Source organism: Saccharopolyspora sp. 7B (assembly GCF_020177435.1).
Taxonomy (GTDB): domain Bacteria; phylum Actinomycetota; class Actinomycetes; order Mycobacteriales; family Pseudonocardiaceae; genus Saccharopolyspora_C; species Saccharopolyspora_C gregorii.
In genome coordinates, this window is record NZ_JAIUKC010000062.1 from 36,416 (window position 1) to 50,087 (window position 13,672).

The window sequence follows — 13,672 nt, forward strand, 5'->3', positions numbered from 1 at the left end:
GGCACGGGAGCGCCGGCGGCCGGGACAGCTCCGCCGCCAGCACCAGGAGGCCGCAGCGCGCGGTACCGCCCCTGCCGACCGGCGAGCCCCTCGGCCATCTCCGCTTCGCCCACGAGGTGGTCGCGACCGTCGTGCGCGCTGGTCATGCGGATCAGCCGATCCCCTCGTCGCCCCATGCAGCCAGCATCGGCGCCCGCACCGCGGCGCACCAGGGAACGCGCCGGGGCAACTCGGGGAACGTCGGCGAATGCGCGGCCACCTCGGCTTTCGGCGCAGCGGTACCGACCGATCGGGGCAACTCGGGGCAAGATCGGCGACGCTGCGAAGCAAGGTGTATACACTCCGTACTCGTTGGGAGGCTGATCATCATGACCGGCGATTCCTCCGCCCGGCCCCGACCGGAGCGCAACGAGCGGCTGCGCCGCACCCGGGAGGCCCTGCCCTCGCGGCTGGCGCCCGGCGAACCGCTGTCCCGCGCCGAACTCGCCGAGGCGGTCAACGACTACCTGCTGGAGACCACCGGCAAGCGCTGGGCGCTCGACGCGCACCACATCGCCAAGTGGGAGCGCGGCGCGGTCCGCTGGCCCACCGCCGCCTACCGGGCCGCGCTGCGCGCCGTGCTGGGCGCCGTCGACGACGCGGCGCTCGGCTTCCGGCCCCGCGGCTCGACCGGGGCGGCGCGGAGCAGAGTGCCAGCGTCCACAGTGGACTCGATCCGGGTGGTGTCCGCGTCCTTCCAGTCCGCCGACCGCAGGGTGGGCGGCGGCACGCTCTACGAGACGGTCCGGCACTACTTCACCACCGCGGTGCTGCCCCTGGTCCGGGAGGAACCGCGGCAGGCGGAGGTGCTGTCCGCGGCGGCCTCCGTCGTCGAGCTCGCCGGGTGGATGGCGCACGACAGCGGCGGCGACGTTCCCGCGCGCGAGCACTTCCACACCGCCTACCGGCTCGCGGCGGCCGCCGAGGACCACGCGCTGCAAGCCGAGGTGTGCGCCTCGCTGTCCCACCTGTCCACCGAGCTCGGCCAGCCGCGGTCCGCAGCGGACTACGCGCTGAACGGGCTCACCCACACCATCGGCACCGGAGGCACGGCCCGCCTCGTCGCCCGGCTGCACGCGCTGCACGCACGGGCGCTCGCCGCGCAGGGCGACCGGTACGGCACCGAACGGCACCTGGCGCTGGCCGGGGAAGAACTCACCGTCCGCGACGAGGCCTGCGGCTGGATCGCCCCGTTCGACCGGGCCTCGCTGGCCAGCGAGACCACCGAGTGCTGGCGCAGCCTCGGCGACCTGCGCCGCGGCGAACGGCACGCCCGCGAAGCGGTCGGGTTGCGCCCCCCGGAGCGCGTGCGCAGCAAGGCGTTGAGCCTGACGTCCCTCGCGCAGGTGCTCTTCGACGCCGGGCGCTACGACGAGGCGGCCGCGGCGGGCAGCACCGTGCTCGCCGAAGCCCCCGCCCTGTCCTCGGCCCGCGTGCACGAGCGGCTCACCGGCCTGGCGAACGCGCTGCTGCCGCACCACCGCGACCCGGCCGTGGCCGACTTCCTCGCCGCCCGCGCCACCCACCCACTGCGCGACTCCGCTTGAACGGGACCCGGACCGCGCGGCCGGAGGGGACGCACGCGCACCTCGCCGAGGGCAACGCGCGGCAACCCCGCAAGCGGGTCACCACCGACGTGCTGCTGCGCGACCGGCAGGACCGGGTGCTGCTGGTCGACCCCAGCTACAAGGAGCACTGGGACCTGCCCGGCGGGATGGCCGAGGCCAACGAACCACCCCGGCTCGCCGCTGCCCGCGAAGTCCGCGAAGAGCTCGGCATCCGCGCGCCCGTCGGGCGGCCGCTGCTGGTCGACTGGGTGCGCCCGCGCGGACCGTGGGACGACCACCTGCTGTTCGTCTTCGACGGCGGCAGGCTGCCCTGCGAGCACATCGCCGCGCTGCGGATCACCGACCCGGAGATCACCCGCTTCCGGTTCGCCACGACCGCCCAGGCCCGCGCGCTGCTGCGCCCCGACATGTACTGCAGGCTCCGCCGCGCCCAGCACGCGCTGCGCACGGGCACCACCTCCTACGCGGAATGACGCTCAGGAGCGCGGGAAGTCGGCGGCGGTGTCCGGGAGGTCGGTCCACGGGTCGGCCTTGCGGGCCAGGCGGCGCGGCAGGTTCCGGAGTCCGTAGGACCGCGGGGTCGCCTTCGACAGCTCGGCGAAGTCCAGCGGCGTCGCCGCCGGGGCGCCGTCGCGGGCTCGCAGCGAGCAGGGCGCGATCATCGTCTGCCCGTAGGCGTTGCGCCCCACGTCCAAGAAGATCCGGTCGCCGCGCTCGTCCTTGCGCTGCTCGGTGGTGAGCCGGTCCGGGGCGGCGCGCACCGCGTCCTGCGCCATGTCCCGCACCGCCGCGCGCACCTCGTCGAAGCCGCGGCGGCCCGCCAGCGGGGCCACCACGTGGAAGCCCTTGCCGCCGGTGGTCTGCAGGTGCGGGGCGAGGCCCGCGTCGGCGAACCGGTCCCGGAACTCGCGCACCACCGCCCGCAGCTCCGCGATCCCGGTCCCCGGCGGCGGGTCGAGGTCCACCACCGCCAGCACCGGCCGGTCCGGCTCCGCCGCCGCGGCCAGGCCCACGTGGAACTCCAGGCACGCCTGGGTCGCCAGGTAGACCAGCGTCGCCACGTCGTCGCACACCACGTGGTGGACCGGCCCGCCCGCGCCGCGCTGCGGCACCGGCACCACCCGCACCCAGTCCGGGAAGTGGCCGGACGCCTCCTTCTGGAAGAAGCCCGCCGCACCCACCCCGTCCGGGAAGCGGCGCATCGTCAGCGGTTTCCCGCGCAGGTGCGGCACCATCCGGTCGCCGACCGCGCGGAAGTACTCGGCGACGTCCCGCTTCCGGTAGCCGTCCGCCGGGTACAGCACCTTGTCCGGGTGGGTCAGCTCGACGCGTTCGGCACCGGCGGACAGCACCTCCGCCCCGCTCATCGGCCGTTCTCCCGCTCGGCGGCGAGGTCGGCGTTGGTGCGGCCGGAGAGCACCGACTCGGGCTGGGTGCGCGCCGGGTTGCGGCGCCGGTCGGCGCCCTCGTCGTCGACCTTCACCAGCAGCCACTCCTCCCGGCCGCGCATCGGGGTGCGGGTGAGGGCGAACGCGCCGGTCAGCTTGCTGCCCTCCAGCAGCACCTTCACGTGGCCGCGTTCGAGCGCGTCGGCCATCTCCACCGGTTTCCCGCGGTGCTCGGTGAGGTTCCGGTACGACCCGGTGTCCCACACGACGACGGTGCCCGCCCCGTAGCCCTCCGGGATGGTGCCCTCGAAGGACGCGTAGTCCAGCGGGTGGTCCTCGGTGGGCGTGGCCAGCCGCTTCTGCCGCGGGTCGGTGGACGGTCCCTTCGGCACCGCCCACGACTTGAGCACGTCCCCGACCTCCAGCCGGAAGTCGAAGTGCACCGTGGAGGCGTCGTGGCGCTGCACCACGAACCGCGGCAGCTCCCCCGGCGCGCCACCGCCCGGTTCGCCGGACCGCGCCAGGTCCCGCTTGCTCCGGTATTCGCCGAGCCCGTCCCGTGCCATGCCGCAGCCCTACCCGGCGCGGGCGCGCGGCACACCCGCGTCAGCCGCCGCTGCTCAGCTGCACTGCCAGAGGAAGCGCCCCTGCCCGCTGGCCTCGTCGAGGAACGCGTACCCGACCCCCGCGTCGCCGAAGTCCACCTCGAACGGGAAATCGACCGAGCTGTCGAACTGCCCCACGAACCGGAACGGCTCCCCTGGCGACTCGTCGCCCTGCAACCACTGCGGCGCCCCGCCGAGCCTCGTCGCGAAGTCGTCCACGTCCACCTCGCCGTCGAACGGCGCCAGCTCCACCCGGTGGTCCGGCCCGAACGTCGGCCCCTTGGCGATCGTCGCCACCTGGTAGAAGTCGGCCGGCTCCCCGGGCTGGGCGAAGAACGCGTTCTCCCCCGAGTCGGGCGCGAACGTGTCCACCACCTCGTCGGCCTCCTCCGGGTAGTCCTCGGTGAGGAACAGGTAGGCGAGCCGCACCTGCTCCCCGGGCAGCCGGAGCTGCCCGAGGAACCGCATCGGCCTGCCCAGCGCCTCCGACATCGGCCACGCCGGCGTCGACAGCCACACCGGCTGGCCACCGAACTTCGTGACCGGTTCGGTGATGGGCTCCTCCGATTCGACGAAGCGGAGGCTCTGGCGGGGCTGGGCGGCGAGGTCGGGCATCGGAATCCTTGCTGTAGCGGGGTTCCCCGGGGCGTGTCGGGCGTCCGGCGAGACCCTAGCGATCTCACCCGGCGGAACCATCCTCCTCCGGGTGGGCGGTGCCGATGTCACACCCGAACGGAGCAGCCCACGACGGCCCCACCGGCGGGCCGAGCACGCGGCGCATACTGGTCCCGGCATCCGAGCAGAGCCGACCCAGGAGGCTGACGATGGGACGAGTCACCGTGCGGCGCCCCGTGCTGCGAGTGACCGAGAGCGGTTCCCGAACCCGGCCGGACACCCTCGCCGCCGAAGAACCGCTGGAGATCCGGGTCAACGGCCGCGCCCTGTCGGTGACCATGCGGACCCCCGGCCACGACGTGGAGCTCGCCCACGGCTTCCTGCTCACCGAACGCGTCATCGCGGACAAGGACGACCTGCACAGCGCCCGCTACTGCGACAGCCCCGGGCCGGACGGACGCAACACCTACAACGTGCTGGACATCCTGCTCGCGCCGGGCGTCACGCCGCCCGACACGTCCGTGGAGCGCAACTTCTACACCACCTCCTCCTGCGGGGTGTGCGGGAAGGCCGCGCTCGACTCGGTGCGGCTGAGCACCCGGCACTCGCCCGAGCACGACCCGCTGGAGATCACCCCGGAGACGCTCGCCGCGCTGCCCGACCGGCTGCGGGCCGCGCAGAAGGTCTTCGACTCGACCGGCGGACTGCACGGGGCCGCGCTGTTCGACGGCGACGGGAACCTGCTGGTGTGCCGGGAGGACGTGGGGCGGCACAACGCGGTCGACAAGGTGCTCGGCTGGGCGGTGCTGGAACGCCGGGTGCCGCTGCGCGGGTGCGTGCTCATGGTGTCCGGCCGGGCCTCGTTCGAACTGGTGCAGAAGGCGGCGATGGCCGGGGTGCCGCTGCTGTCCGCGGTGTCGGCGCCGTCCTCGCTGGCGGTGGAGCTGGCCGCCGAGCAGGGCATGACGCTGGTCGGCTTCCTCCGGGGCAGCTCGATGAACGTCTACACCGGCACGCACCGCATCCTCGAACCCGATGCCGCCCCGGTGCCCTGACCGGTGCCGGGCCGCCGGTCTCAGCCGTGGTCGGACTTGTCCGGGGCGTAGCCCCCCACGAAATCGACGACCTCCGGCAGCGCGAGCCGGTAGTACCGGCTGTTGTGACCGCCCGGGGTGGACACCGAGGCCACCTCCGGGCGAGCCTTGCGGACGAACTTGCGGGTGCCGGTGATGAACCGGTCCCGGGTGCCGCACCACACGCCCAGCGGCACGTCGCCGAGCTCGGGGATGTGCCGCATCGGGTCGATGGCCCGCCAGTCGGCCTCGTCGGCGAACGCGCGGCGCCGCGCCATCTCCGGCCAGTTCGTGATCAGCGCCGGGGAGACGACGGCGGTGGCCTCCACCGGGATCTCCAGCTCGTTGCGGCGCCGCGTGTAGAGCAGCGCGCCGAACCCGCCCATCGAGATCCCGGAGACCGCGAACGGCTGGCCGTCGTCACCACCGATGCCGCGCTCCGCTAGCCAGCGCGGCACCTCGTCCAGCAACATCCACATCGGGTCGTCGCCGAACCGCTGGTGCCAGTAGCTGTTGCCGCCGCCGTCGACGGCGAGGAACGCGAACGGCGGCACCTTGCCGGTGGCGACCGCGGTGGTCAACCAGCTCGGCAGGCCCCCCGCGGACTTGCGGGCGTCGCCGAACCGGCCGTGCAGCATCAGGCACACCGGGATCCGATCGCGGGACACCCCGCTCGGGTACATGGTGACGATCTCGACCTCGCGGTTGCGGGCCTGCGAGTGCACCCGTTCCACCGAGACGTTGCTCTGCTTGGCCAGTGGGAGCGGTTCGGCGGGGACCAGCGCGCCACCGGAATCGCTGCTCAGCCCCAAGCCGAGCGCGCCCGCTCCGACCAGGCCGGAAGTGAGCAGGGTGCGCCGGTTCGGCATCGGGACGTTCCGCGGCTTCCCGCGCTGCATGGCACCTCCGGGCCTCGTTCCCTCCGAGCCGTCCATCGTGCCAACGACCGTCTGCGCTACCGGACGGGCCCCGCCACCACCGAGAGCTCACCCACGTCGCACCGGTCGTGACCTCCGGTCAGCGGACCGCTTCCGGCACCGCGGACCAGCCGGCGACGTGCGGCGCGGTGTCGAAGCGGTCGGCCACCGGCACCGAGCCGTACAACGCCCAGCGCAGCAGCGCGGGCCACGGGCCGTAGCCCGCGGCCAGGTCCAGCGCGCGACCGTCGGCGAGCACGTCCAGCTCCACCCGCAGCCGGTGCGCGAGCGCGTGCGCCGCGCACACCGACAGCTCCGGGTCGTCGGTGCCCACCACCATCCGCGTCGGGCCGCCCGCCGCGCGCAGCGCCGGCGCATCGGGCTCCGCCGCGCGTGCTCCCCGCCCGTCGGCTTCCGCCGCCTGCAGCCCCCGTTCCACCGCGCGCGGACCCGGTCGGCCCGGGGACACGTCCGGCTCGGCCGGGGCGACCAGCAGCACCCGGTCCGCCCGGCGCGTCTCCGGTCCGCCCGGCGCGGCCGCGTGCCGCAACCAGGTGCGGGCCCCGCCGCGGTGCGCCACCACGGCCAGCTCCGCCTCCGGCAGTACGCGCGCCAGCTCGGCCCGCAGCGCCGCCGTCGACTCCACCGGGCCCGGGCACCGGGTGACGACGGCGCCCGCTTCCCGCAAGCGTGCCGCCAGCCACTGCTGCCAGTGCCAGGGCCCGGAGCCGGACCCGTCCGGCACCAGCAGCACGTGCAGCTCGCTCATCGGGCCCTCCCCAGCCGGACGATGCAACCTCCGCTCCGCATGATCATGCATCGCGCGGGACGCCGCTGGGCGATCCGGGGAACAGGAGCGGGAAACCACCCGCGCGGGCGCACGACGCACACCGCCGCCACCCCGGAACGGGACGGCGGCGGTGGGTGGTGCTGCGTGCGGTGCTCGGGTCTCAGGCGGACTTCTCGCGGCGCTCCCGCCGCGTCGCCTGCCTGGCCACGATCGTGGGGTTGACGTTCTCCCGGACGGTCTGCTCGGTGATGACGACCTTCGCCACGTCGGTGCGGCTCGGGATGTCGTACATCACCGGCAGCAGCACCTCTTCCAAGATGGCGCGCAGGCCACGAGCCCCCGTGCCGCGCAGGATCGCCTGGTCGGCGACCGCCTCCAGCGCGGTGCGGGTGAACTCCAGCTCCACGTTGTCCATCTCGAACAACCGCTTGTACTGCTTGATCAGGGCGTTGCGCGGCTCGGTGAGGATCTGCACCAGCGAGGGCTTGTCCAGGTTCGTCACGCTGGCCACCGTGGGCAGCCGGCCGATGAACTCGGGGATCAACCCGAACTTGATCAGGTCCTCGGGGAGCACCTCGGCGAACCGGTCCGCGGAGTTCGCCTCCTCCTTCGACCGCAGCTGGGCGCCGAAACCGACGCTGGCCTTGCCCACCCGGTCCTCGACGATCTTCTCCAGCCCGGCGAAGGCACCGGCCACGATGAACAGCACGTTCGTCGTGTCGATCTGGATGAACTCCTGGTGCGGGTGCTTGCGGCCGCCCTGCGGGGGCACGCTCGCCGTGGTTCCCTCCAGGATCTTCAGCAGCGCCTGCTGCACTCCCTCGCCCGAGACGTCCCTGGTGATCGACGGGTTCTCGCTCTTGCGGGCGATCTTGTCGACCTCGTCGATGTAGATGATGCCCGTCTCGGCCCGCTTCACGTCGTAGTCGGCGGCCTGGATGAGCTTGAGCAGGATGTTCTCGACGTCCTCGCCGACGTAGCCCGCCTCGGTGAGCGCGGTGGCGTCGGCGATCGCGAACGGCACGTTGAGCATCTTCGCCAACGTCTGCGCCAGGTAGGTCTTCCCGCAGCCCGTGGGACCGAGCATCAGGATGTTCGACTTCGCGAGCTCGACGTTCTCCTCGCGGCTGTCCCGGGCGCGCTCACCCATCTGGATGCGCTTGTAGTGGTTGTAGACCGCGACCGACAGGTTGCGCTTCGCCGGGTCCTGTCCGATGACGTACTGGTCGAGGAACTCGTGGATCTCGGTCGGCTTGGGCAGCTCGTCGAGCTTGACCTCACCGGCCTCCGCCAGTTCCTCCTCGATGATCTCGTTGCAGAGATCGATGCACTCATCGCAGATGTACACGCCGGGGCCGGCGATGAGTTTTTTCACCTGCTTCTGGCTCTTCCCGCAGAAGGAGCACTTCAGCAGGTCGCCGCCGTCACCGATACGTGCCATGACCGCTGACCCCGTCCCCTCCGGCACGCCGTCCGGTGACGTGCCTGACCGTATGTGCTCGTTCCGACGGTACCTGCCGCTCCCCCGGTTCGGGGAGACTCGCAGACTCCGCTGCTCGCCAGTCTCCGGCATGCACCGGGTGCGACGGCCGGTGGCCGCGCTCCCGGCGTGTCGCGGACGCCGGTGCGCCGAGCGCACCACAGCATCCCACTTCCCGGAACGCTCCCGCGACCGGCTTTCCGCACCGCACCGCGCTGATCAGCGGAGCGGCCCCGCCGGAGATCAACATCTTCTCAGCGGCGGCACTCCGTGCCGCGACCGCCCCGGGTGCGCGGCGACCCCCTCACCTCGGACCGGCCGGCCGAACCGCCGGGCCGGGCGCGAGGAGGCCGCCGGAGCACCACCTCCGGTCGCCACGCGGGCCGACCGGATCAGGACTGCGCGGACAGCTTGCGGTAGGGCAGGACCTCGTCGACGATCCCGTACTCCCGCGCCTGCTCCGCCGTCAGGATCTTGTCCCGCTCCACGTCCCGGCGGACCTGGTCCTTGTCGTTGCCGGTGTGCGTGGCCAGCGTCGTCTCCATCAGGTCGCGCATCCGCTGCACCTCGTTGGCCTGGATCTCCAAGTCGGAGACCTGGCCGTAGATGCCCTCGGTGGACGGCTGGTGGATCAGGATCCGGGAGTTCGGCAGCGCGAGCCGCTTGCCCTTCGTGCCCGCGGCCAGGATGACCGCCGCCGCCGACGCCGCCTGGCCCAGGCAGATCGTGCGCACGTCCGGGCGGACGTACTGGATGGTGTCGTAGATGGCCATCAGGGCCGTGAACGAACCACCCGGCGAGTTGATGTAGATCTGGATCTCGCGGTCCGGGTCGTCGGACTCCAGGAACAGCAGCTGCGCCATCACGTCGTTCGCCGAGGCGTCGTCCACCTGGACGCCGAGGAAGACGATGCGCTCCTCGAACAGCTTGTTGTACGGGTTGGACTCCTTCACCCCGTACGCGGTGCGCTCGACGAAGGAGGGCAGCACGTACCGGGACTGCGGAAGCTGGAATGAGCTCACGACAGGTGACTCCTCGTTAGTGGTTCCGGGCGCGCGGTCAGCTGGGCAGGTTCGCCGCGGAGGCGATGTGGTCCACGAAGCCGTAGTCGCGGGCCTCCTCCGCCGTGAACCAGCGGTCGCGGTCGGAATCGGCCGTGATCTTCTCCACCGTCTGCCCGGTCTGAGCGGCGATCAGCTCCGCCATCTCCCGCTTGTGCTTGGTGAACACCTCGGCCTGGATCGCGATGTCCGAGGCCGTGCCGCCGAGACCCGCCGACGGCTGGTGCATCATGATCCGCGCGTGCGGCAGCGTGAACCGTTTGCCGCGAGCACCGGCGGACAGCAGGAACTGGCCCATCGACGCCGCGAAGCCCATCGCGACGGTCGCCACGTCCGGCTTGATCAGCTGCATCGTGTCGTAGATCGCCATGCCCGCGGTCACCGAACCGCCCGGCGAGTTGATGTAGAGCGAGATGTCCCGCTCCGGGTCCTCGGCCGCGAGCAGGAGCAGCTGCGAGCAGATCTGGTTGGCCATGGTGTCCTCGACCTGGGAGCCCAGGACGATGATCCGCTCCCGCAGCAAGCGCTCGTAAACCGAGTCGTTGAGCGAGAGCCCGTTCGTCGACCGCATGTGCGGCGTCGAGTCCGACGCCGGAACAGTCAGGTGCTGCGTCACGTCTCCCCTGCCTTCTTCCACGATGAGGGCTTCCACAATGGACCGGTCACACCGGCCGTCGGCCGCCGACCCGCTGGGAACGCCTTGCTTTTCCGTATCCGGTGATCCGCTTGCAACCGACCCTAACGAACGTGGGCGGCACCAGCTTCCCGGTACCGCCCACGTTCGCTCAGAGCTTGTGCATTGCTCCCGCCGTTCGCAGAATCCTTCCGCTCACGGCGAAATCACCGCGAAAGAACCGTCACTCGGACTTCGTCGCGGCGGACTCGTCCTTCGCATCGGACTTCGCGTCCTCGGCCTGCTCGACCTCGCCCTGCACGACCTCCGGCTGCTCGCCGGCGTCGTCCTGCGAACCGAACAGCTCGTCCAGGTCCAGCTCCGCGCCGGACGCGTCCACCACGGTGGCCTGGCGCACAACGGAGAACAGCGCCTTGCTGCGCCGCACGTCCGCGTAGATCGCCCCGAGCTGGCCGGACTGCTGCGCCTGCTGGACGTACTGGTCCGGGCTCACGCCGAAGCGCTGCGCCTGGTAGATGATCCGCTCGGTCAGCTCGTTGTCCGAGACGGAGACGTTCTCGGCGTCGGCGATCGTGTCCAGCACCAGCTGGGTGCGGACCGCCTTCTCCGCCTCCTCGCGGGTCTCCGCGTCGAACTGCTCGCGGGTCTGGTCCTGCTGCTCCAGCCACTCCGCGAACTTCGCCTCGTCGTGGTCGAACGGGTGGATCGCGTCGTGCTCGCGAACCTCCACCTCGGACTTCACCACGTTCTCCGGCAGCGGGACCTCGACGGTCTCCAGCAGCGCCTCCAGGACCTTGTCCCGGGCCTGCATGCCCTGCTGCATCCGCTTGACGCGGCCCAGCCGCTCCCGCAGGTCGGCGAGCAGCTCCTCGGCCGTGTCGAACTCGCTGGCCATCTGGGCGAACTCGTCGTCCGCCTCCGGCAGGTGCCGCTCCTTCACCGACGCCAAGGTCACCGTGACCTCGGCCTCGCGGCCCGCGTACTCGCCGGCCACCAGATCGGTGTTGAAGGTGTTCGTGTCACCCGCCGACGCGCCGATCAGCGCGTCGTCGATGCCCTCGATGAGCTGGCCGGAGCCGATCTCGTACGACAGGCCGCTGGTGCGCGCCTCCTCGACGTCCTCGCCGTCGACCGTGGCCGACAGGTCGATGCTGACGAAGTCGCCCTGCTGCGCCGGACGGTCCACGCCGGTCAACGTGCCGAAGCGGGCGCGCAGCTCGTCCAGCTGCTCCTGCACCTCGTCCTCGGTCGTCTCGACGTCGTCCACCGACACCGACAGCTCGCCGAACGCCGGAACGGTGATCTCCGGACGCACATCGACCTCGGCGGTGAACTCGATCTGGTCCCCGTCCTCGATCTTGGTGACCTCGATCTCCGGACGCCCGAGGGTGCGCACCTCGGTGCCGTTGATGGCCTCCATGTACTTGGCCGGAACCGCCTCGTTGACGACCTCGTCGAGCACAGGACCCCGGCCGATGCGGCTCTCCAGCACCCGGGCGGGAACCTTGCCCGGCCGGAAGCCCGGGATGCGGACCTGGTTGGCCAGTGCCTTGTACGCGCGGTCGAAGTTCGGCTTGAGCTCGTCGAACGGCACCTCGACGTTGATCCGTACGCGCGTCGGGCTCAGGTGCTCGACGGTGCTCTTCACGTGGTCTCCTAGTGCGAACGTGCTTCGGACCCCGGCGGTGCCGGCGGGAGCGCCACCCCACGTCGGGGGCGCGCCGGCGACGCCGGGCTGACCTCCGAGTCTATTGCCCAGGCGAGACCGGAGCCCCCGGGGGTTGCCTCAGGGCGCCACCCGCTACCCACCGGCCGCGAGCGCGCGGGCCCGCGCGAACCGGGCCCCGCGGCCGATTCCACGCCAGGAGCGCGAATTCCCGCCGCGGCGCGCCGGGCGAGCCGTCACCTCGGCGCCGAGAACACCGCGTCACCGGCCACCTCACCGGCACCGCCCACCGAACCCAGCGGCGTCGGGATCACCGCCGTCCCGATCCCCACCGTCGGCGGCGCGACGTGCCCGCCGGGAACGTCCACGAACAACGACACCCCGACCAGCAGCAGCACCGCGAGCGCCAGCAGCACCCCCACCACCAAGGCGGGGAGCCGGACCCGGCGCGCGGCCCTCGACACAGCAACGTGAACGTGCACGACCGCGAAATCGGGCGGCGGCTGCTCACCGTTACCGGAAGTCGAACGAATCACCCGGGAAGATCACGTTCCGTGAGACCACCCGGACGTGAAGAAGGAGGCGCGGCCGCACGACCACGCCTCCCGGAGGACCGTCGGGGTGGCGGGATTTGAACCCACGACCCCTCGCACCCAAAGCGAGTGCGCTACCAAACTGCGCCACACCCCGTCCTACCTGCACCGCACCCCCACTGCCCGGGTGCGTTGCGGAGAGCCTATCGCGACGCGTTAAGCTGGGGCACGCAAGGTCGGGAAGACCTCGGCGGAACACCGCCGGGACACGTCGACCGAGCACGCGGGCGTAGCTCAATGGTAGAGCCCCAGTCTTCCAAACTGGCTACGCGGGTTCGATTCCCGTCGCCCGCTCCAGGTCGTGGGAAAGGTGTGCCGAGATCTTTGATCTTGGCCCCTCTCCCTTTCGCATTTCCGTACGGGGGCCGAGCCCCCGTAGGCCCCCACGGTGCGGTGGGCACCTGTGGACGGCGCGGCGGGTCTCGCACTGAGACGGGCTGAGGGGACGGCGGGAAACTCCGCGAGGGCGACCGGTCGACCTCCCGGCACCTCGTCCCTCGGGTGGCGATTCGAAATTGCCGATGTCCCGCGGTCCTCCCCTAGCGCAGGCTCCTGCACGGGTCGGCGGGGGTTCTCCTGTTCGGACTTCGCGGGGGTGTCAGGGGGGCGGGGTGAGCGCTCCCAGGACCGCCAGGGCCGTTCGGATCGGGTCCAGGACCACGGGCGCGTCGGGGTGCTGCTCGGTGTCCACTGCGGAGCAGCCGTTGATGACGGCGGTGACGCCCGCGGCCGCGAACGCGGCCAGGGGGTCGCGCATCGCCGCCGACCAGCGGGCCGGGTCGGTGATGTCCTCGACCGCCAGGTCCAGGACCGCCACTTCGGCGAAGGAATTCGACCAGCCGTAGTCGTCGATGCGGTGGCGCAGCTCGGCGGCGATCGCCGCGTTGCGGGTCACCGCACCGATCCGATGCCCCGCCGCGACCGCGGCCCCCACCGCCAACCGGAGCAGGCCCAGCGCGGGACGGCCCCCGAGCAGGCCCCCGTCCGCGGGCACCGCCGGATCCAGCACGCAGTCCGGCAGCACCGCGTCGCACTCCGGCGCGGCGGCCAGCGACTCCGCGACCAGCTCCGTCGACCGGCGCACGTCCGCCGCGGACTCCAGGGCGCGCGGGCCGCCCGAGGGCAGGTCCGACAGCACCACGCGCACCCCCGCGGGCGAGAGCGCGTCGTAGCGGGCCTGCCTGCGGGCGACCTCCCGCGGCCCGACGACGATCGGCGTGACGGCGTGCACGAGCATGGTGTT

General features: G+C 72.2%; 14 protein-coding genes and 2 tRNA genes. 4 read left to right on the top strand and 12 right to left on the bottom strand.

Annotated elements, in window-relative coordinates:
- The first annotated feature begins 368 nt into the window (after nucleotides 1-368).
- A complete protein-coding gene (locus LCD33_RS11980) occupies nucleotides 369-1,586 on the top strand; it encodes a hypothetical protein (RefSeq protein WP_224959646.1) in 1,218 nt (405 codons plus the stop codon).
- The gene (locus tag LCD33_RS11985) at nucleotides 1,583-2,080 is read left to right on the top strand and encodes an NUDIX hydrolase (protein ID WP_224959644.1); all 498 of its coding nucleotides are present in this window, start codon (nucleotides 1,583-1,585) and stop codon (nucleotides 2,078-2,080) included. The genes LCD33_RS11980 and LCD33_RS11985 overlap by 4 nt, the downstream gene beginning before the upstream one ends.
- Before the next feature lie 3 nt (nucleotides 2,081-2,083).
- On the opposite strand, the gene ligD is transcribed toward LCD33_RS11985, so the two are convergent.
- From ligD to LCD33_RS12000, 3 genes are read right to left on the bottom strand one after another with little or no spacing between them, the layout of a single operon-like run.
- Nucleotides 2,084-2,974 (bottom strand): non-homologous end-joining DNA ligase, encoded by an 891-nt coding sequence (gene ligD, locus LCD33_RS11990; RefSeq protein WP_224959642.1) that lies wholly within the window; start codon nucleotides 2,972-2,974, stop codon nucleotides 2,084-2,086.
- Nucleotides 2,971-3,561, bottom strand: a complete 591-nt coding sequence (locus LCD33_RS11995; protein WP_224959640.1) for a DNA polymerase ligase N-terminal domain-containing protein — start codon at nucleotides 3,559-3,561, stop codon at nucleotides 2,971-2,973. Before LCD33_RS11995 ends, ligD begins: the two co-directional genes overlap by 4 nt.
- A 54-nt stretch (nucleotides 3,562-3,615) precedes the next feature.
- Nucleotides 3,616-4,215, bottom strand: coding sequence for a DUF1963 domain-containing protein (locus tag LCD33_RS12000; RefSeq protein ID WP_224967271.1), 600 nt, complete (start codon nucleotides 4,213-4,215; stop codon nucleotides 3,616-3,618).
- 209 nt (nucleotides 4,216-4,424) lie between these two features.
- On the opposite strand from LCD33_RS12000, the gene fdhD reads away from it, so the two are divergent.
- Nucleotides 4,425-5,270 carry a formate dehydrogenase accessory sulfurtransferase FdhD gene (gene fdhD, locus LCD33_RS12005; RefSeq protein ID WP_224959636.1) on the top strand — a complete coding sequence of 282 codons (846 nt, stop codon included), beginning with the start codon at nucleotides 4,425-4,427 and terminating at the stop codon, nucleotides 5,268-5,270.
- Nucleotides 5,271-5,290: 20 nt separating this feature from the next.
- Here the strand turns inward: fdhD and LCD33_RS12010 are convergent, their stop codons facing one another.
- From LCD33_RS12010 to LCD33_RS12045, 8 genes are all read right to left on the bottom strand, one after another.
- The gene (locus LCD33_RS12010) at nucleotides 5,291-6,187 is read right to left on the bottom strand and encodes an alpha/beta hydrolase family protein (RefSeq protein WP_224959634.1); all 897 of its coding nucleotides are present in this window, start codon (nucleotides 6,185-6,187) and stop codon (nucleotides 5,291-5,293) included.
- A gap of 118 nt (nucleotides 6,188-6,305) precedes the next feature.
- A complete protein-coding gene (locus LCD33_RS12015; RefSeq protein WP_224967272.1) occupies nucleotides 6,306-6,974 on the bottom strand; it encodes an alpha/beta hydrolase in 669 nt (222 codons plus the stop codon).
- 181 nt (nucleotides 6,975-7,155) lie between these two features.
- On the bottom strand, nucleotides 7,156-8,436 hold the full coding sequence (gene clpX, locus LCD33_RS12020; protein ID WP_224959630.1) for an ATP-dependent Clp protease ATP-binding subunit ClpX: 1,281 nt from the start codon (nucleotides 8,434-8,436) through the stop codon (nucleotides 7,156-7,158).
- A 431-nt stretch (nucleotides 8,437-8,867) separates the two neighbouring features.
- Entirely contained in the window at nucleotides 8,868-9,497 is a 630-nt protein-coding gene (locus LCD33_RS12025; protein WP_224959627.1) for an ATP-dependent Clp protease proteolytic subunit, read from the bottom strand.
- A 37-nt stretch (nucleotides 9,498-9,534) separates the two neighbouring features.
- Entirely contained in the window at nucleotides 9,535-10,107 is a 573-nt protein-coding gene (locus LCD33_RS12030) for an ATP-dependent Clp protease proteolytic subunit (RefSeq protein WP_224959666.1), read from the bottom strand.
- Nucleotides 10,108-10,393: 286 nt separating this feature from the next.
- Nucleotides 10,394-11,818 carry a trigger factor gene (gene tig / locus LCD33_RS12035; protein WP_224959625.1) on the bottom strand — a complete coding sequence of 475 codons (1,425 nt, stop codon included), beginning with the start codon at nucleotides 11,816-11,818 and terminating at the stop codon, nucleotides 10,394-10,396.
- Between the two features lie 254 nt (nucleotides 11,819-12,072).
- Nucleotides 12,073-12,300: a hypothetical protein gene (locus tag LCD33_RS12040; RefSeq protein ID WP_224959622.1), complete on the bottom strand. Its 228-nt coding sequence runs from the start codon at nucleotides 12,298-12,300 to the stop codon at nucleotides 12,073-12,075.
- 152 nt (nucleotides 12,301-12,452) lie between these two features.
- Nucleotides 12,453-12,526 (bottom strand) — tRNA-Pro (locus tag LCD33_RS12045).
- 126 nt (nucleotides 12,527-12,652) lie between these two features.
- Here LCD33_RS12045 and LCD33_RS12050 point away from each other — a divergent pair.
- Nucleotides 12,653-12,726, top strand: a tRNA-Gly gene (locus LCD33_RS12050).
- 301 nt (nucleotides 12,727-13,027) lie between these two features.
- Here the strand turns inward: LCD33_RS12050 and LCD33_RS12055 are convergent.
- Nucleotides 13,028-13,666 (bottom strand): aspartate/glutamate racemase family protein, encoded by a 639-nt coding sequence (locus tag LCD33_RS12055; RefSeq protein ID WP_224960913.1) that lies wholly within the window; start codon nucleotides 13,664-13,666, stop codon nucleotides 13,028-13,030.
- Between the last annotated feature and the right edge of the window lie 6 nt (nucleotides 13,667-13,672).